Annotated in this window: 16 protein-coding genes and 1 pseudogene; 8 read left to right on the top strand and 9 right to left on the bottom strand. The window is 59.5% G+C overall.

Features of this window, described 5'->3' with window-relative positions:
• Positions 1 to 40 precede the first annotated feature (40 nt).
• From ileS to B9Z49_RS00235, 3 genes are all read left to right on the top strand, one after another.
• Positions 41 to 2932, top strand: a complete 2892-nt coding sequence (gene ileS / locus B9Z49_RS00245) for an isoleucine--tRNA ligase (RefSeq protein ID WP_108351445.1) — start codon at positions 41 to 43, stop codon at positions 2930 to 2932.
• 28 nt (positions 2933 to 2960) lie between these two features.
• Complete coding sequence (gene lspA, locus B9Z49_RS00240) at positions 2961 to 3461, top strand: signal peptidase II (protein ID WP_108351681.1); 501 nt, start codon at positions 2961 to 2963, stop codon at positions 3459 to 3461.
• A gap of 126 nt (positions 3462 to 3587) precedes the next feature.
• A complete protein-coding gene (locus tag B9Z49_RS00235) occupies positions 3588 to 4736 on the top strand; it encodes an aminotransferase class V-fold PLP-dependent enzyme (RefSeq protein ID WP_108351444.1) in 1149 nt (382 codons plus the stop codon).
• 111 nt (positions 4737 to 4847) lie between these two features.
• Here the strand turns inward: B9Z49_RS00235 and B9Z49_RS00230 are convergent, their stop codons facing one another.
• Entirely contained in the window at positions 4848 to 5831 is a 984-nt protein-coding gene (locus B9Z49_RS00230) for a quinone oxidoreductase (RefSeq protein WP_108351443.1), read from the bottom strand.
• 132 nt (positions 5832 to 5963) lie between these two features.
• On the opposite strand from B9Z49_RS00230, the gene B9Z49_RS00225 reads away from it, so the two are divergent.
• The 5 genes and pseudogenes from B9Z49_RS00225 (at position 5964) to B9Z49_RS00205 (ending at position 9398) form a co-directional block, all read left to right on the top strand.
• Positions 5964 to 6863, top strand: coding sequence for a DMT family transporter (locus B9Z49_RS00225; RefSeq protein WP_108351442.1), 900 nt, complete (start codon positions 5964 to 5966; stop codon positions 6861 to 6863).
• 63 nt (positions 6864 to 6926) lie between these two features.
• Positions 6927 to 7022: pseudogene (locus B9Z49_RS22110) on the top strand (integrase); the annotation flags it as partial.
• A 100-nt stretch (positions 7023 to 7122) separates the two neighbouring features.
• A complete protein-coding gene (locus B9Z49_RS00215; protein ID WP_108351441.1) occupies positions 7123 to 7500 on the top strand; it encodes a type II toxin-antitoxin system RelE/ParE family toxin in 378 nt (125 codons plus the stop codon).
• Positions 7490 to 7813 (top strand): DNA-binding transcriptional regulator, encoded by a 324-nt coding sequence (locus B9Z49_RS00210; protein ID WP_108351440.1) that lies wholly within the window; start codon positions 7490 to 7492, stop codon positions 7811 to 7813. The genes B9Z49_RS00215 and B9Z49_RS00210 overlap by 11 nt, the downstream gene beginning before the upstream one ends.
• Positions 7814 to 8072: 259 nt before the next feature.
• The gene (locus B9Z49_RS00205) at positions 8073 to 9398 is read left to right on the top strand and encodes an NAD(P)/FAD-dependent oxidoreductase (protein WP_108351439.1); all 1326 of its coding nucleotides are present in this window, start codon (positions 8073 to 8075) and stop codon (positions 9396 to 9398) included.
• A 16-nt stretch (positions 9399 to 9414) separates the two neighbouring features.
• Here the strand turns inward: B9Z49_RS00205 and B9Z49_RS00200 are convergent, their stop codons facing one another.
• The 8 genes from B9Z49_RS00200 to B9Z49_RS00165 form a co-directional block, all read right to left on the bottom strand.
• Positions 9415 to 10215 carry an SDR family oxidoreductase gene (locus B9Z49_RS00200; protein ID WP_108351438.1) on the bottom strand — a complete coding sequence of 267 codons (801 nt, stop codon included), beginning with the start codon at positions 10213 to 10215 and terminating at the stop codon, positions 9415 to 9417.
• 68 nt (positions 10216 to 10283) lie between these two features.
• A complete protein-coding gene (locus B9Z49_RS00195) occupies positions 10284 to 11189 on the bottom strand; it encodes a DMT family transporter (protein WP_108351437.1) in 906 nt (301 codons plus the stop codon).
• Positions 11189 to 12811: a gamma-glutamyltransferase family protein gene (locus tag B9Z49_RS00190; protein WP_108351436.1), complete on the bottom strand. Its 1623-nt coding sequence runs from the start codon at positions 12809 to 12811 to the stop codon at positions 11189 to 11191. The genes B9Z49_RS00195 and B9Z49_RS00190 overlap by 1 nt, the downstream gene beginning before the upstream one ends.
• 1 nt (position 12812) lies before the next feature.
• Positions 12813 to 13787: a tripartite tricarboxylate transporter substrate binding protein gene (locus tag B9Z49_RS00185; protein ID WP_108351435.1), complete on the bottom strand. Its 975-nt coding sequence runs from the start codon at positions 13785 to 13787 to the stop codon at positions 12813 to 12815.
• Between the two features lie 187 nt (positions 13788 to 13974).
• A complete protein-coding gene (locus B9Z49_RS00180) occupies positions 13975 to 15486 on the bottom strand; it encodes a tripartite tricarboxylate transporter permease (RefSeq protein WP_108351434.1) in 1512 nt (503 codons plus the stop codon).
• A 12-nt stretch (positions 15487 to 15498) separates the two neighbouring features.
• The gene (locus B9Z49_RS00175) at positions 15499 to 15987 is read right to left on the bottom strand and encodes a tripartite tricarboxylate transporter TctB family protein (protein WP_108351433.1); all 489 of its coding nucleotides are present in this window, start codon (positions 15985 to 15987) and stop codon (positions 15499 to 15501) included.
• A 146-nt stretch (positions 15988 to 16133) separates the two neighbouring features.
• Positions 16134 to 16892 (bottom strand): spermidine synthase, encoded by a 759-nt coding sequence (locus tag B9Z49_RS00170; RefSeq protein ID WP_108351432.1) that lies wholly within the window; start codon positions 16890 to 16892, stop codon positions 16134 to 16136.
• Complete coding sequence (locus B9Z49_RS00165; protein WP_108351431.1) at positions 16889 to 17728, bottom strand: TatD family hydrolase; 840 nt, start codon at positions 17726 to 17728, stop codon at positions 16889 to 16891. Before B9Z49_RS00165 ends, B9Z49_RS00170 begins: the two co-directional genes overlap by 4 nt.
• Between the last annotated feature and the right edge of the window lie 14 nt (positions 17729 to 17742).

Genomic DNA, 17742 nt, shown 5'->3' with positions numbered 1-17742 from the left:
TCGGGCTGAGCTTGTCGAAGCCCTCTCGACTTGACGCACCATGACAGACAAAACCCAAAACCCCGACACCCGCATCAACATGATGGACACCCCGTTTCCGATGCGCGGCGACCTGCCCAAGCGCGAGCCGGGCTGGGTGAGCGAGTGGAACGACGGCGGCCTCTACAAAAAACTGCGCGCCGCCCGCCAAGGCGCCCCGCTGTTCGTGCTGCACGACGGCCCGCCTTACGCCAACGGCAAACTGCACATCGGCCACGCACTGAACAAAGTTCTCAAAGACATGATCGTCAAGTCCAAGCAATTGGCGGGCTTTGACGCGCAATACATTCCCGGCTGGGACTGCCACGGCCTGCCGATCGAAAACGCGATCGAAAAACTGCATGGCCGCAAGCTGTCCAGAGACGACATGCAAGCCAAGAGCCGCGCCTTTGCCACCGAGCAAATCGGCCAACAGCGCGAAGACTTCAAGCGCCTGGGCGTGCTGGGCGACTGGGAGCGCCCTTACCGCACCATGGACTTCGCCAACGAAGCCGGTGAAATCCGCGCCTTTAAGCGCGTGATTGAGCGTGGCTTTGTTTACCGCGGCCTCAAACCCGTTTACTGGTGCTTTGACTGCGGCTCGTCGCTGGCCGAATTCGAGATCGAATACGCCGACAAAAAGAGCGACACGCTGGACGTGGCCTTTGAAGCCGACAACACCGCCGCACTGGCTGCCGCCTTTGGCCTGCCCAAACTGCCTGGCGAGGGCAGCAAGAAAGCATTTGCCGTCATCTGGACCACCACCGCTTGGACGATTCCCGCCAACCAAGCGCTCAACGCCCACCCCGAGTTGGAATATGCCCTGGTGGACACGCCCCGTGGCGTGCTGCTGCTGGCTGCCAGTTTGGTCGAAAAATGCCTGGAGCGCTACCAATTGCAAGGCACCGTGATCGCCACCGCAGTGGGCGAGAAGTTGCGCGGCTTGGTTTTCCGCCACCCGCTGCACGACACCGTGAGCGCTGACGAAGGTGGCCCATACAGCTACCGCCGCCCATCGCCCCTGTATCTGGCCGAGTACGTGACCGCCACCGACGGCACCGGCATCGTGCACTCGTCCCCCGCCTACGGCGTGGACGACTTCAACTCCTGCATCGCCAACGGCCTGGCCTATGACGACATCCTGAACCCGGTGCAAGGCAATGGCGTGTACGCCGAAGAGCTGCCTTTCTTCGGCGGCCAGCACATCTGGAAAGCCTGTGCCCGCGTGATCGAGGTGCTGGGCCAAAGCGACCGCCTGATGGCCACGGTGGAAATCACCCACAGCTACCCGCACTGCTGGCGTCATAAAACCCCCGTCATCTACCGTGCTGCCGCTCAGTGGTTTGTGCGGATGGACGAGGGCGAGGGCGTGTTCACTCAAGACAAAGCGCCCAAGACCCTGCGCCAGTTGGCGCTCGACGCGATCGAGCAAACGCAGTTCTACCCCGAGAACGGCAAGACCCGCCTGCGCGACATGATCGCCAACCGGCCCGACTGGTGCATCTCGCGCCAGCGCTCTTGGGGCGTGCCGGTGCCGTTCTTCCTGCACAAGGACTCGGGCGAACTGCACCCCAACACCATGGCAATCCTTGACCAAGCCGCTGACATTGTTGAAAAAGGCGGCATCGAAGCCTGGAGCCGCGTGACAGTGGAAGAAATCTTGGGCGCATCCGACGCCCCCAGCTACACCAAAAGCACCGACATTCTGGAAGTCTGGTTCGACTCGGGCTCCACCTTTCAGCATGTGCTGCGCGGCAGCCACAAAGACGCTTACGGCGTGCCGCCCTTCCATGCCGAAGGTCCTGAGGCAGACCTGTATTTGGAAGGCCACGACCAGCACCGCGGCTGGTTCCACAGCTCGCTGCTGCTGGGCTGCGCCTTGTATGGCCGCGCACCTTACCGGGGTCTGCTGACCCACGGCTTTGCCACCGACGGCCAAGGCCGCAAGATGAGCAAGTCGCTGGGCAACACGGTGGACCCGCAAACCATCACCTCCAAAATGGGCGCAGAAATTGTGCGCCTGTGGGTGGCCAGCACCGACTACTCGGGCGACCTTAACATCGACGAAAAAATCCTGGCCCGCGTGGTGGACTCGTACCGCCGCATCCGCAACACACTGCGCTTCTTGATGGCCAACGTGAGCGACTTTGACCCGGCCACAGACACTGTGTCCGACGACCAACTGCTGGAGATCGACCGTTTTGCGCTGGCCCGCGCGGCGCAGCTGCAAGCAGATATCCGCGCTCACTTTGACGTCTACGAATTCCACCCTGTCGTCAGCAAGCTGCAAATTTATTGCTCGGAAGACCTGGGCGCGTTTTATCTGGACGTGCTCAAAGACCGCCTGTACACCACAGCGCCCAAATCCTTGGCTCGCCGCAGCGCCCAAACCGCTTTGTGGCGCATCACCCATGGCATGCTGCGCTGGATGGCGCCGTTCCTGTCGTTCACGGCCGAAGAAGCTTGGGGCACTTTCGGCACGTCGGAATCCATCTTCCTGGAAACCTTCAGCGACTTCGGCTCGGCCGATGCAGCACAAAACATCGCCCTTTTGGCCAAGTGGAGCCGCATCCGCGAAATCCGCGATCTGGTGAACAAAGACATCGAAAACCTGCGTGCAGACGGCCAAGTGGGCGCGTCGTTGCAAGCCGAGATCACCTTGACCGCGCCATCTGCTGACCACGCCCTGCTGGAAAGTTTGGGGGTGGACATCAAGTTCGTATTCATCACTTCCAAAGTGACTTTGCAAGCAGGCGACACCCTGGCCGTGCAAGTGACCGCCAGCCAGGCAACCAAATGCGAGCGCTGCTGGCACTACGCAGACGACGTGGGCCACAACGCCAACCACCCCACCATTTGTGGCCGCTGCGTGAGCAACCTGCATGGCCCTGGCGAAACACGCCAAGTGGCCTGAACCCGCCGCACCCACAGGACGCACACCCATGGCCAACAAATTCAAAACCAGCAACCGCCCCAGCCTGTGGGTCTGGCTGGGCATTGCCCTCTTGGTGCTGCTGATCGACCAGTTCACCAAGGTGCTGGTACTGGGCGCTTTTCAGTTGGGCGACAGCACGCCCATCACCTCGTTTTTCAATTTGGTGCGGGTGCACAACCACGGCGCGGCCTTCTCCTTCCTGGCGGGTGCGGGCGGTTGGCAGCGCTGGTTTTTCACAGGCATCGGCGTGGCAGCGGCCATTTTCATGGTCTGGATGCTGCGCTCGCACGCCGGTCAAAAACTCTTCAGCCTGGCCATTTCCCTCATCCTGGGCGGTGCCATTGGCAACGTGGTGGACCGTCTGCTGCACGGCTACGTGGTCGACTTTCTCGACTTTTACTGGGGTGCTTGGCACTTCCCGGCCTTCAACGTGGCCGATGCGGGCATCAGCGTTGGCGCGGCCTTGCTGATCCTGGACGAAATATTACGGGTCCGGCGCGGACGCTGAAACCTTCAATCACCACCAACAGGGGCATGGGCTGGGTGTGATACGCACCCGGCCTATGCCCCTAACCCACAGAACCGCCATCTCGGTTATGCTCTCGCCCCTGACTCAAAAACAAGGAGACACCCCATGCCCGGCTTGTTACCCCACATTGACCCCGATGGTCTGCTCGAATTTTCGGTGGTCTACACCGACCGCGCCCTGAACCACATGTCCAAGCGTTTTGGGGGCGTGATGACCGACATCTCGCGCATGCTCAAAACCGTCTATGGTGCTCACTCGGTCGCTTTGGTCCCGGGCAGCGGCACCTTTGGCATGGAGTCGGTGGCACGCCAGTTCGCCACCCACCAACATGTCATGGTGATTCGCAATGGCTGGTTCAGCTACCGCTGGACACAAATTTTTGACATGGGCCAGATCCCCAAGAGCCACAGCGTGCTCAAGGCCCGCCGTGTCTCCGCGGGCTCCCAAGCTGCGTGGGCGCCTGCCCCGATCGAAGAAGTCAAAGCTGCCATTGCTGCAGAAAAACCTGCGCTGGTGTTTGCTCCGCACGTCGAAACGTCCGCTGGCATGATCCTGCCCGACGACTACTTGAAAGCCGTGTCCGATGCCGTACACGCGGTGGGTGGCTTGTTTGTGCTGGACTGCATCGCCTCGGGCGCCATGTGGGTCGACATGAAAGCCACAGGCGTGGATGTACTGATCAGCGCCCCCCAAAAAGGCTGGAGCAGCTCGCCTTGCTGCGCCATGGTCATGCTGAGCGAGCGCGCCCGCCAAGCGATCGACAGCACCACCAGCACCACCTTCGCCATGGACCTGAAAAAGTGGCTGCAAGTGATGGAGACCTATGAAGGCAATGGTCACATGTACCACACCACTTTGCCCACCGATGCGCTGCAGCGCTTGCAAGAGACCATGCTGGAGACCGAGGCCTATGGTTTTGACAAAGTGCGCGACGAACAAATGGCGCTGGGTCGCCAAGTGCGCGATCTGCTGCTGACGCACGGTTTTCCCAGTGTGGCAGCACCCGGCTTTGAAGCCCCCGGCGTGGTGGTCAGCTACACCACCGACCCCGAGATCCAAAGCAGCAAGAAATTCTTGGCGCTGGGCCTGCAAACCGCCGCCGGCGTGCCCCTACAGTGCGACGAGCCTGCCGACTTCCGCACCTTCCGCATGGGCTTGTTTGGTCTGGACAAATGGCATCAAGTGCCCCGCACTTTGCAGCACCTGAGCGATGCGCTGGAGACCATCGCGCCCAAGGCCAAGCTGGCGGCCTGAGAAGTTATTTAAATTAGGAGCCCACCCCGTGGGGGATGGGCGTGGCTCACTCCCTTGAAATCCATCGCCCACAGGGTGGGCTCCTACGAAATCAGCCCAATCAACTGGCTGTTACAAAGTGATGATGGTGCAACCCGTGGTCTTGCGTGCTTCCAGCGCGGTGTGGGCGTCTTGGATGCTGGCCAACGGGAAAGTTTGCTCGATGTGGATCTTGACCTTGCCGCTGGTCACGGCCTCGAACAAATCGTCGGCCATTTCCTGCGTGTTTTCACGCGTGGTGATGTGGCTGAAAAGGGTCTGTCTGGTCACATAGATGGAGCCCTTGTTACCCAGCATTCCAGGCGCAAACGGGGGCACAGGACCGGAGGCATTGCCAAAGCTGGCCAGCAGTCCAAACGGTGCCAGGCAGTCGAGTGACTTGTCCCAAGTGTCTTTGCCCACCGAGTCGTAAACCACCTTCACGCCTTTGCCGCCGGTGATTTCTTTGACCTTGACCTGGAAATCATCGGTGGAGTAGTTGATGCAGAACTCCGCGCCATTGGCCAGGGCCAAAGCGCACTTGGCATCGCTGCCAGCCGTGCCGATCAAGCGAAGGCCCAAGGCCTTGGCCCACTGGCAAGCGATCAGGCCCACACCACCGGCTGCGGCGTGGAAAAGTACGAAGTCACCGGCCTTCAGGCCACCTTGGGGCTGCGTGCGCTTGAGCAGGTACTGCGCCGTCAAGCCCTTGAGCATCATGGCAGCGCCGGTCTCAAAGGAGATCGCATCGGGCAGTTTGCACACGCACTTGGCGGGCATCACGCGCACTTCGCAGTAGCTACCGGGAGGCTGGCTGGCATAGGCAGCGCGGTCGCCCACCTTGAGGTGCGTCACGCCCTCGCCCACGGCTTCGACCACACCCGAGGCTTCCATGCCCAACTTGAGCGGCATGGGCAGCTGGTACAGGCCGCTGCGCTGGTACACGTCAATGAAGTTCAGGCCGATGGCCTTGTGGCGGATACGGATCTCACCGGAGCCGGGTTCGCCCACGGCGACATCCACCAGTTTCATAACTTCGGGACCACCGTGTTGGTCAATCTGGACTGCAAGGCTCATGGAAATCTCCTGTGGGTATGATATTTTGGAACCTGCCACTTTGCCACGAATCTTGTCCCCCAGCCGGGAACAGGGACGGTGGCGGGACAGTTTGGCGACAGCGGGAAAACCCGAGTGCCGCTACATTGCCGCATGACCCAAAAACTCTCGCCTGTGACCGCTTTGCTGCTGACGGTCCCACCTTTGCTGTGGGCGGGCAATGCCGTGGTGGGTCGTCTGGTCAGCGATTTGGTGCCGCCCATCACGCTCAACTTTTTACGTTGGGCCGTGGCCTTGTTCATTTTGTTGCCACTGGCGGGCTGGGTTTTGCGGCGCAGCAGCGGAATGTGGCAGCACTGGCAGCGTTTTGCCCTGCTCAGTTTGCTGGGCGTGGGCTGCTACAACGCGCTGCAATACCTGGCGCTGCAAACCTCCACCCCGCTGAATGTGACCTTGGTGGCGGCCAGTGGCCCGGTCTGGATGCTGGGCATTGGGGCGCTGTTTTTTCAGGCGCCGGTGCGGCGCGCCCAGGTGTATGGGGCGGTGCTCTCGATTCTTGGCGTGCTGGTGGTGTTGTCGCGGGGCGACTGGGCACAGCTCATGGCGGTGCGTTTGGTGGTGGGCGATTTGTTCATCTTATTGGCCACCGCTTGTTGGTCTTGGTACAGCTGGTTGCTCAGCAGACGTGACGAGCCCGAAGCCATCCGCAACGACTGGGCAGCCTTTTTGCTTGCGCAGGTGGTGTTCGGTCTGGCCTGGTCGGGCTTGTTTGCGGGCATGGAATGGGGCTTGACCGATGCCCACATCCGCTGGGGCTGGCCCCTGATCGCTGCGCTGGCCTTTGTGGCCGTGGGCCCGGCGGTGCTGGCCTACCGCTGCTGGGGCCTGGGCATCCAAAGGGCGGGGCCTGCGGTGGCTGGCTTTTTTGCCAACCTCACCCCGCTGTTTGCGGCCATCTTCTCAGCCGCCTTTTTGGGCGAGCTGCCGCAGCTGTACCACGTGGCAGCGTTCGCGCTGATTGTGGGTGGGATTGTGGTGTCGGCCAGGCCATAAGCCACAAGGGTTAAGCGCAGCTGCTAAGGAAACTGCTTAAATTGATGCAGGCTACGAGCATGGGTCCGGGTCTGGTTTCAGCTTGAGCATCGCACCAGGGAGTTGGCGTTGTTTGATTTGGGTTTAGACATCAAACTGCGCTCATGCGACCTGGCCTCCTCGAACATGGGCAACACTTAGACTGCGGATCAGAGGCTATCTGACCCAAATCAATGGCAGCACCATTGACAATTTATGCCACCAAGTGGCACAATTTTCCATGAGACGTGTTTTTAAAACCCGCTACTTCGCTCGTTGGATGCGCAAAACTGAGCTCAGCGATGAAACGCTCTGCTCTGCAGTGGACGAAATGGCTCAAGGATTGATCGATGCAGACCTTGGCGGTGGGGTCGTCAAAAAACGCGTGGGACTTTCTGGTCGTGGCAAACGAGGGGGAGCCAGAATACTGGTCGCGACCAACAAGGGAAACCGATGGTTTTTTGTGTTCGGATTCGAAAAAAATGAACGTGCCAGCCTATCGGATGATGAATTAGAAGCATTGAAAGACCTGGCCGAGCAGCTATTGGCGAGGACTGGAAAACAATTGGCTGAGGCGTTGAATGATGGATCCATAAGTGAGATATGCCATGACCACTAAATCTAAGGCCAAAAGCCAAATTTTTGAAGCCGTCCACGAAACAGCCAGCGATCTTCATCGCCTTGGCTTCATTGATAAACGCAAAATGCGCAAATTTGACGTGCTTTGTCTGGACCCCATACCCGCATACGACAGTGAAAAAATTCGCGCTCTGAGGGATCATCTTCAGTTGAGCCAAGCTGTTTTGGCTTCGGTGTTGAACACCAGTATTTCGACCGTGCGAAAGTGGGAGATTGGCGACAAGCACCCAAGCGGCCCCTCACTGAAATTGCTTAACCTGCTTGATCGCAAAGGCTTGGAAGCGCTGATTTGATGGGTTGGGATGAACTAACTAAGAGGGGAATTTGTAACTGAAGGCCCCAACGCGGTCGCTGCGCTGACTCTTTCAACTTAAGAAGCCGTGGCAACCGATAAGAAATGCCCCTTTCATGGAAATTCTGGACATTCCAGGCGCTGTCTTATTTTTTTCCTTCAAAATAATAGGAATGACCTTTCATTGAATGTTTCTCAGCAGTGGCTTTGCGGCGTTTGAATGGGCGAACTGAACTTATTGCAAAAACGCGGGCTGAAACATGAGCAAACAACACAAAATCGTCATCGTCGGCGGCGGCGCTGGGGGACTGGAACTCGCGACCCGACTGGGACATGCCTATGGCCGAAACCAGCGTGCAGTTGTCACCCTGGTCGATAAAAACCGCACGCACATTTGGAAACCCAAGCTGCATGAAATCGCATCGGGCAGCATGGACCTCGGCGACCACGAAGTGGATTACATGGCCCAAGCCCATTGGCATCACTTTACTTTTCGCATTGGTGAACTCGCGGGGCTTGACCGGTCTCATAAAACCATTGAACTTGCGCCTTATTTGGACGAGGATGGCATCGCCGTCACACCCACTCAGCGCATCAACTACGACACGCTGGTGATTTGCATCGGCAGCTTGAGCAATGACTTTGGCACCCAGGGCGTCAAAGAGTACGCGCTGAAGTTGGAAACACAACACGACGCCAAGTCATTCCATTCCAAGATGGTCAATGCGTGCATCCGCGCGCACCACCAATCAGAAGTCATCCACAAACGTCAATTGCATGTGGCCATCATCGGCGCGGGTGCCACGGGCGTCGAGTTGGCCGCAGAGCTGCACCGCACCACGCGCGAGGTGGTGGCGTTTGGCTTGGACCGCATTGACGTGGACAAGGACATCAAAGTCAGCTTGATCGAGGCGGCCGACCGAATATTGCCGGCTTTGCAGCCACGCATGTCTCAAGCCACAGAGAAACTCCTCTCCCATTTGGGTGTCCAAGTACTCACCAGTTCCAAGGTGATGGAAGTCACGCCCACCGGCATTCGCTTGGCCGATGGACGCGAGATCGAATCTGAATTGGTAGTGTGGGCCGCAGGCGTGAAAGCACCTGATTTTTTGAAAGACTTCAGCGGTCTTGAAACCAACCGCATCAACCAGTTGGTCGTCTTCGATACGCTGCAAACCACGCGCGACCCCGATGTTTTTGCGTTGGGTGACTGCGCCGCTTGCCCCTGCTCTGATGCCGATGGCGGCCGGGCTGGCTTTGTGCCCCCGCGTGCGCAAGCAGCGCATCAGCAGGCTACGCACATGTTTCAGCAAATCAAACGCCGCATGGCCCATCAGCCTCTGAAAGCCTACCGTTACAGAGACTTTGGCTCATTGGTGTCGCTGGGCAAGTTCACAACGGTAGGCAACATGATGGGCGGCTTGACAGGCAAGAGTCTGATGATCGAAGGCTACTTTGCCAAGCTCATGTACCTGTCTTTGTACAAATTGCATGAGCTGGCCATTCACGGCTTCATCAAAACCACACTCTTTACCCTGTCGCGCTTGATCACCAAACAAACCAACCCGACGGTGAAGCTGCATTGAGCCCACCTGACCCGCATCAATACGTGCCCGGATAAGCCCCACCGTCGGCCAACACGTTTTGGCCGGTCATGTACGCCGCATGCTGGCTGCACAAAAAGGCGCAAATCGCTCCAAACTCTTGCGGATTGCCGTAGCGACCAGCGGGAATTTGCGCTTGCTGGATCACGCGCAGCTCTTCCACCGTCTTGCCGACTTTTTGCGCCATGGCCGGCAAGGTCGAGCGGATGCGGTCGGTGTCGAATTTGCCGGGTAATAAGTTGTTGATGGTCACGCCCTGCCCCGCGATTTTGCTGCGCGATGTGCCGGCCACAAAACCGGTCAGTCCACTGCGGGCGCCATTGGACAAGCCCAGCACATCGATGGGCGATTTCACCGAGCTGGAGGTGATGTTGACGATGCGGCCAAAGCCGCGTGCGGCCATGCGGTCCACGGTGGCCTTGATGAGTTCAATGGGCGTGAGCATGTTGGCGTCAATGGCCTTGATCCAGGCGTCGCGGTCCCAGTCACGGAAATCGCCAGGGGGCGGGCCGCCGGCATTGGTGACCACGATGTCGTAATCTTTGCCGGGGCCACCGGGCACGTTCCAGATGGCTTCGCGCCCGGCTTCGGTGGTGATGTCTTGCGCCACAGCGATCAATTTCACCTTGCCGCCTGTTTCGGCGCGCAAATCGTCAACAGCCTTGTTTAGCACCTCGGCACCGCGTGCCACCATGACCACGTTCACGCCGTCGAGCGCCAAGGCCCGTGCGCAACCCCAGCCCAAGCCTTTGCTCGCGCCACCCACCAATGCCCATTTGCCTGCAATGCCCAAGTCCATGTCAATCTCCTAAAGTTGATGCGATGTGGCCCTTTGGCCGCATCACGATGTACGGCCCCATGGCCGCGCTACGTGGCACGGCCCACCGGCCGCGTGACCCAAAACACACCGCTCAAAACCAGAGCGGTTCCCGCGATGACCCATGCGTTAAAAGGTTCGCCCAAAATCCACACGCCCATCAGCAAGGTGGACATGGGGCCGATCATGCCGGTTTGCGCCGTCAGGCCAGGCCCGATGCGCTCAATGGCCATCATGACCAGAAGCACCGGCAAAGCCGTACACGCCACCGCATTGAGCAGCGACAGCCAAAGCACCTGTTCGTGCACATGCGATACATCCAAAGGCCTGAGCAAGGCAAATTGAAGCAGGCAAAAACCACAAGCGGCCGTGCTGGCCCAACCCGCCAAGCGCAAAGAGCCCAAACGCTTGACCAGCTGGCCGCTATAGGTCAGGTACACCGCGTAGGTCACGGCGCTCAAAAACACCAAGAGCGCGCCCAAAGCGGCATTCGTGCCCGCCAGACTCAGCTCGTGTCCAAATACCACCAACACACCCGAGTAGCTGATGGCCATGGCCACCGCTTGCCGTTGTGCAATGCGCTTTTTGTACAGAAACCAACCCAGCACCAGCACCAGCGTGGGGTTGAGGTAAAGGATCAATCGCTCGAGCGAAGCGCTGATGTACTCCAGCCCCCAAAAGTCCAGAAAGCTCGACAGGTAATAACCACAAAACCCCAAACCCAGCACCCCCAGCCAATCCTGCCGCTCCAGGGGCGCTTTGTCCCGGCCTGCCCACCAGGCCATCAGCGCAAACATGGGCAGCGCCATCAGCATGCGCAGCATGAGCAAGGTCACGGCGTCCACGCCATAGCGGTAAGCCAGCTTGACGATGATGGCTTTGCCGCTGAAGGCAATCGAGCCTGCAGCGGCCAGCAAAAGACCTGCGGTGAGTTGCGACGGGGGATTGCCCGACATCAAAAGCCGACAGCTTGGCCGTCACGGCGCGGGTCGCTGGCGGCTTGGTAGCCCTCTACAGCGGGATCGCCCATGCGCCAAATGAACTGGCCTGCGCCAAAGTCCTGGTAAGAATCGTTGATGACGTCCAACTGATGGCCGCGTGCGATCAACTCTTGCACGGTCTGGCCATTCATCGCGGCTTCGACGTTGATGTTCAGACCCGTGTTGAAGCGCCAGCGCGGTGCATCGCAGGCGGTTTGTGGGTTCTGGCCGTAGTCGAGCATGCGCACCAGGGTTTGCATGTGGCCCTGAGGTTGCATGTTGCCGCCCATCACGCCGTAGCTCATCACAGGCTGACCGTCTTTGGTGAGGAAAGCCGGGATGATGGTCTGAAACGGCCGCTTGCCGGGCAGGACCAGGTTGGCGGGGTTGGGGCCCTGCAAGTCGGTGCTGAAACCATGGCCCCGGTTTTGCAGGCTGATGCCATAAGTGGGCTCGACCACGCCCGAGCCAAAACCCATGTAGTTGCTCTGGATGAAGCTGATCATCATGCCGTTTTCATCGGCGGCCGTCAGGTAAATCGTGCCACCCTTGACCGGGTTGCCCGCCTTGAAGTCTTGCGCCTTTTTCATGTCAATCAGTTTGGCGCGGCTGGCCAGATAGGCCGGGTCCAGCATCTGCTCAGGTGGCAACTCCATGAAGCGCGGGTCGGCCACATAACGGTACACATCGGCAAAGGCCAGCTTCATGGCCTCGATCTGCAGGTGCTGCGAATCGGCGCTGTCCACCTTGTGGCTGGCCAGGTCAAAGTTGGACAAAATGCCCAAAGCGATCAATGCGGCAATGCCTTGGCCGTTGGGTGGGATCTCGTGCAGGGTGTAGCCCCGATAGTCTTGCGCCATGGGCTTGACCCACTCGGGCTTGTAATCGGCCAGGTCTTTGGCGGTGATGCTGCCGCCGTTGTTCTTGGCAAACTTTTCAATGGCTTCGGCAATTTCGCCGCCATACAGTGCCTGGCCTTTGGTGGCAGCAATGGCCCTGAGGCCACGCGCTGCGTTTTTGAACTGAAACAACTCGCCCACCTGCGGCGCACGTCCCCAGGGCAAAAAGCTCTGCGCAAATCCCGGTTCCGACTGCAGCTCGGGCGTGGCGGCTTCCCATTTTTGCTGCACCACCACCGGAATCAAATAACCGCGCTCGGCCACCTCGATCGCAGGCTCCAGCAAATCGGCGAAGGGCAGCTTGCCAAAACGCTCACTCAAGGCCACCCAACCCGCGACCGCGCCGGGCACGCTGACCGAGTCAAAGCCGCGCTTGGGCGGTGTTTTGGCATCGGCCCCGTACTTGCGGTGGAAGTAATCGGGCGTCCAGGTGGCCGGGGCCGGGCCGGAAGCGTTCAGGCCATGCAGCGCTTTGCCGTCCCAAAGGATGGCAAAGGCGTCGGAGCCCAGGCCATTGCTGACCGGCTCGGTCAAGGTGATGACGGCCGCAGCGGCAATGGCGGCATCGACCGCATTGCCCCCCTTGAGCATCATGCGCAGGCCTGCCTGCGCAGCCAAGGGGTGCGAAGTGGACACAATGTTGCGTGCAAACAGCGGCAGGCGGGTGCTGGTGTAGGGGAATTGGTAGTCGAAGTTCATGTCAGTCCAATGTGATTTTTCGCTCGGTGATGATTTTTTTCCATTTGGCCGATTCACTGGCCAGCATGGTGGTGAACTGGGCGGGCGTGCCGCCCACTGGCTCGATGCCAAAGCGCTGGAGCTTGTCCATCACCTCAGGGTCTTGCAGCACCTGGTTGGCTGCGGTGTTGACACGACTGACCACCTCGGGCGGCAAGCCTTTGGGGCCAAACAAACCGAACCAGGTGTTGGACTCGTAGCCGGGCAAGACATCGGCGATGGCGGGGATGCCCGGTGCGAGCGCCGTGGGCTTGAGGGTGGTCACGCCCAGGGCACGCAAGCGGCCGTCGCGCACATGCGGCATGCCCGTGGGCAGGCTGTCAAACAGCACGTCCACTTTGCCCGTGATCAGATCGGGGATGGCCAGCGCCGTGCCTTTGTAGGGGATGTGCACCACAAACACATCGGCCTGCGCCTTGAACAGCTCGGCCGACAACTGCACGATGGTGCCGTTGCCACTTGAGGCGTAGTTCAAACGGCCGGGGTTCTTTTTGGCGTAGTCGATCCATTCTTTGACGGTTTTGGCGGGCGAATTGTTGGGCACCAACATGATGCTGGGCGCATTACCCAGCTGGCCAATGGGCGTGAAGTCGCGCACCGCGTCGTAGGGCATGCGAGGGTTCAGGTTGGGGCCAATCGAGTGCGTGCTGGAGGTCGACAGCAGCAAGGTGTAGCCGTCGGGTGTGGCCTTGGCTGCCAGGTCCGAGCCCAAGGTGCCGCCTGCACCCGGGCGGTTTTCAACCACCACAGTTTGGCCCAGTTTTTCGCTGATTTTTTGGGACAAGGTGCGGGCAAACAGATCGGTCGCGCCACCGGCTGGAAAGGGCACGATCAGGCGCACGGCTTTGCTGGGGTAGGTCTGCGCTTGGGCCAAGCCCAGGCTGGCCACGGCCAGGGTGGCGGCGCACAGGCCACGCAAGAGTTGTCGTTTTTTCATGGTGATGTTCCTCAACCCAAGTCAGACGCAAAAATCAATAAAACAATTGTGTCAGAGGCCATGCGCCGCTGCAGCACCCAAGTGACAAGACCTCGGTAATCACAAAAAAGAAAAGCCCCAACGACAACGGCCTCCGAGGAGGCCGTTGCAAAAGGGGCACCAGGCCCGCCTCAAAACCAAAAAAGCGTTACTCTTCGACAAAAGCCTCTTTGCGCTTGGACTTGATGGAGGGCAAAGCCACAATGATGAGCAGCAGCACCGCCATCGCCAGCAAACTGGCCGACAAGGGGCGCGTGACGAACACGCTCCAGTCACCGCGCGACAAGAGCATGGCACGGCGCAGGTTTTCTTCCATCATCGGGCCCAAAATGAAGCCCAGCAGCAAAGGCGCAGGCTCCATGCCGAGTTTGATGAAGGTGTAGCCCACCACACCGAACATGCCCACCATCCAGATGTCCCAAGTGTTGTTGTTGGTCGAGTAGACGCCAATCGCGCAGAACAGCACGATGGCCGGGAACAACCAGCGGTAAGGCACCGACAGCAACTTGATCCAAATGCCAATCAAGGGCAGGTTCAAGATGATCAGCATGGCGTTGCCGATCCACATCGACGCGATCAGGCCCCAGAACAACTCGGGGTTGCTGGTCATGACCTGAGGGCCAGGCTGGATGTTGTGGATCGTCATCGCACCGACCATCAAAGCCATCACGGCATTGGGCGGAATGCCCAGCGTGAGCAAAGGAATGAACGAGGTTTGCGAAGCGGCATTGTTGGCCGACTCGGGGGAGGCCACGCCGCGGATGTTGCCTTGACCAAAAGGCACCTCGCCAGGAGCGAGCTTGGTTTTCTTCTCGATGGTGTAGGCCGCAAAAGCTGCCAACAAGGCTCCGCCGCCGGGCAAGATGCCCAAAGCCGAACCCAAAGCAGTGCCGCGCAACACCGCAGGTGCCAAGTTCTTGAAGTCTTGTGCCGTGGGCATCAAGCCTGTCACTTTGGCCGTGAAGACTTCGCGGTCTTCTTCGGGTTTGGACAGGTTGGAGATGATCTCGCCATAACCGAACACGCCCATAGCGATCACGATGAAGCCCACACCGTCGGTCAATTCCGGAATATCGAAGCTGAAACGCGCCACGCCCGAATTCACGTCGGTGCCAATCAGGCCCATCAACAAACCCAACACGATCATGCCGACCGCTTTGATGAGTGAGCCCGAGGCCAAGACCACGGCACCGATCAAGCCCAACACCATCAGCGAGAAGTATTCGGCAGGTCCAAACTTGAAGGCGACTTCGGTCAATGGAGCAGCGAAGGCAGCCAAGACCAAAGTGCCCACACAACCGGCAAAGAAAGAACCCAAACCGGCCGCCGCCAAAGCGGGGCCAGCCCGCCCTTTGCGGGCCATTTGGTAACCATCGATCATGGTCACGACCGACGAAGCTTCTCCGGGTAAGTTGACCAAAATCGCGGTGGTCGAGCCACCGTATTGAGCGCCGTAATAAATACCGGCCAACATGATCAAAGCCGCAATGGGCGGCAGTGCGTAAGTGGCCGGCAGCAGCATGGCGATGGTGGCCACAGGGCCCACACCCGGCAACACACCAATCAAAGTACCCAGCAAACAGCCAATGAACGCGTACATCAGGTTTTGAAAGGTGAACGCCACCCCAAAACCGAGCGCGAGGTTATCAAACAGTTCCATGAATTTCTCTCCTCAACCGGTAATGAATGTGGGCCAGACGGGGAACTGCAAATTCAACAGCTTCACGAATGCACCGTAACTGCCGATAGACAGGATAGTGGCGAGAATCAAAACCTCCTTGAGTTTGTAAGTGTCTCCCGCCAGACTGACCACCAAGGTCGTGCCGAAAATCGCCACGATCAAACCCATGGCCGGTACGCCCATTTTGGGCAAGCCCCCCAGCAAAATACCAAACAACAAGTTACCGGCGATGATGAAGAGCAAAGGCTTCCAAGCCCATGAACCAATCTTGTCGCCGTCTTGGGTTTCCACGGTGAGGGCCTTGAACATGACGAAGGCCCCGATGATGGCCAGCAAGATGCCCAGCAGCAGCGGGAAGTAGCCCGGCCCCATGCGGGCACCGGTGCCCACGTTGTAGCTGGTGGCGCCATAGGCAAAGGCTGCACCGGTGACGGTGTAGAACAGCCCTGCGAAAAAGTCTTTCTGACTTTTGATGTTCACGAGATATCTCCTCTGTTTTGAGTTGTGCTGATTTTGCGTGAAACTGACGTCTTTGAGGATGTGGGTTACACCTATGTCCCCGGAGTGACGAAGCCATGGTTAACCCTGATGCAGACCCCGTAAAAGCATGGATATAGGCGAGGCATTCACTTGGTCAGGGGCTTGAAGACCTTGAGCCATTTCGGTGCGGGCAGGCCCCATTTTTCTTCAATGGCAATGGCGATTTGCTCCAGTGCATCGCGCGATGGACGGCTGGCGGTTCGCTGCGCCAGCACGATGGCGTTGCCCTCGCGCGTGGGCTTGAATACCCACACCGCATCTTCGCCAAAGGCGGCGCATATCTTTTCCACACTCTCGGCATAACTCGACGAGCGGCCAAACAGGTTGACCGTCATGCAGCCTTGCTGGGTCAGCAGTTCGCGGCAGTGGCGGTAAAAATCGGGCGTGTCCAGCACCGGGGCGGCCGCCTCTTCGTCGTACAGATCCACCTGCAGCGCATCCACGGTGCCGCGCCATTCGTCCTTCTGGATTTCCAGCGACGCGTCGGCCAGCACCACGCGCAAGCGCTCATCGTCAGGCGGCAGGCGAAACCAACCTCGGCAAGCGTGCAGCACGCCGGGGTTCAGCTCCACAGCGGTGCAGGCCATCTTGAGTTTTTTGTGGCAAAACTTGGTGATGGTGCCCGCGCCCAGTCCCAACTGCATGGCGTGCGCCCCCTTAACTTCGACCGGCGGCAAAAACAGCAACCACGCGAACATGCGCTGCACATATTCCAGCTCGATGTCGTAGGGCCGGTCCAGAAACATCGAGCCCTGAATCCACTCGGTGCCCAGGTGCAGGTAACGGATCTCGCCGTCTTCGGAAAAATTGACTTCAGGCAGTTCGATGGGTTTTTTTCGGGTCATGGGGCTTGATGGTACAGAGCGGCCAGTTGGGGCAACACGCGGCTGGCATTGGCGCTGGTGACTGCTGCCAGATCGGTGAACGGCAGGCACCGCAACCCGGCCAGCACCTGGGCGATGCGGGGCAACTCGGCCGGGCTGTTGCGGCCCTGTGCTGCACCCAGCGCCCGCTGCTCGGCGGTTTGGTAGAGCCACTGCGGCGGAATGTCGGGCGCGTCGGTCTCCAGTACCAGTGCGCTCAGTGGCAACTCGCAGGCCAGGCGGCGCAGCTGCAACGAGCGTTCGTACGTCAAGGTGCCACCAAAGCCCAGCGCAAAGCCCATGTCCACAAAAGCCTGCGCCTGCTGGGTGCTGCCATTGAAGGCGTGGGCAATGCCTGAGACCACCGGGCTCTGGCGCAAGCCTTTGAGCAAGAGATCGGCTGAGCGGCGCAAATGCAGAATCACGGGCAGGCCGTGTTGTTGGGCCAGCTTCAGTTGCGCGGTGTAAAAGAACCATTGGCGCTCGCGCATCTCAGGTGTGCACAACTCAGGCACAAAAAAGTCCAGTCCGATTTCACCGACCGCCACCAAGCACGGGTCAGCGCGGCGTTCGGTCAAGGCCAGGTCCAGCGCCAGCAAGTCAGCCTCTTGGGCCTTCGGCACATACAGCGGGTGAATGCCCAATGCGTAAGCGTCGCCATGCCGCTCGGCCAGCCGCGCCACCTCGGCCCAGTGAGCGGCGTGCACCGCCGGGATCACGCAACGCGCCACGCCGGCTTGGCGGGCCGCTTGGCGCACCGCGTCGCGGTCGGCATCAAACTCGGCCGCGTCCAGGTGGCAGTGCGTGTCGATCCACATGGCGTTGCAAACCG

Source organism: Limnohabitans sp. 2KL-51, assembly GCF_003063645.1.
Lineage (GTDB): Bacteria > Pseudomonadota > Gammaproteobacteria > Burkholderiales > Burkholderiaceae_C > Limnohabitans_A.
The sequence above is the reverse complement of the archived record's forward strand: the minus strand, read 5'-3'. Positions and strand labels throughout refer to the sequence as shown.

Excerpts from the sequence above, each read along its gene's own strand:
- ileS (WP_108351445.1), top strand. The coding sequence starts at position 41 with ATGACAGACAAAACCCAAAACCCCGACACCCGCATCAACATGATGGAC.
- lspA (WP_108351681.1), top strand. The coding sequence starts at position 2,961 with ATGGCCAACAAATTCAAAACCAGCAACCGCCCCAGCCTGTGGGTCTGG.
- B9Z49_RS00235 (WP_108351444.1), top strand. The coding sequence starts at position 3,588 with ATGCCCGGCTTGTTACCCCACATTGACCCCGATGGTCTGCTCGAATTT.
- B9Z49_RS00230 (WP_108351443.1), bottom strand. The coding sequence starts at position 5,831 with ATGAGCCTTGCAGTCCAGATTGACCAACACGGTGGTCCCGAAGTTATG.
- B9Z49_RS00225 (WP_108351442.1), top strand. The coding sequence starts at position 5,964 with ATGACCCAAAAACTCTCGCCTGTGACCGCTTTGCTGCTGACGGTCCCA.
- B9Z49_RS00215 (WP_108351441.1), top strand. The coding sequence starts at position 7,123 with ATGAGACGTGTTTTTAAAACCCGCTACTTCGCTCGTTGGATGCGCAAA.
- B9Z49_RS00210 (WP_108351440.1), top strand. The coding sequence starts at position 7,490 with ATGACCACTAAATCTAAGGCCAAAAGCCAAATTTTTGAAGCCGTCCAC.
- B9Z49_RS00205 (WP_108351439.1), top strand. The coding sequence starts at position 8,073 with ATGAGCAAACAACACAAAATCGTCATCGTCGGCGGCGGCGCTGGGGGA.
- B9Z49_RS00200 (WP_108351438.1), bottom strand. The coding sequence starts at position 10,215 with ATGGACTTGGGCATTGCAGGCAAATGGGCATTGGTGGGTGGCGCGAGC.
- B9Z49_RS00195 (WP_108351437.1), bottom strand. The coding sequence starts at position 11,189 with ATGTCGGGCAATCCCCCGTCGCAACTCACCGCAGGTCTTTTGCTGGCC.
- B9Z49_RS00190 (WP_108351436.1), bottom strand. The coding sequence starts at position 12,811 with ATGAACTTCGACTACCAATTCCCCTACACCAGCACCCGCCTGCCGCTG.
- B9Z49_RS00185 (WP_108351435.1), bottom strand. The coding sequence starts at position 13,787 with ATGAAAAAACGACAACTCTTGCGTGGCCTGTGCGCCGCCACCCTGGCC.
- B9Z49_RS00180 (WP_108351434.1), bottom strand. The coding sequence starts at position 15,486 with ATGGAACTGTTTGATAACCTCGCGCTCGGTTTTGGGGTGGCGTTCACC.
- B9Z49_RS00170 (WP_108351432.1), bottom strand. The coding sequence starts at position 16,892 with ATGACCCGAAAAAAACCCATCGAACTGCCTGAAGTCAATTTTTCCGAA.
- B9Z49_RS00165 (WP_108351431.1), bottom strand. The coding sequence starts at position 17,728 with ATGTGGATCGACACGCACTGCCACCTGGACGCGGCCGAGTTTGATGCC.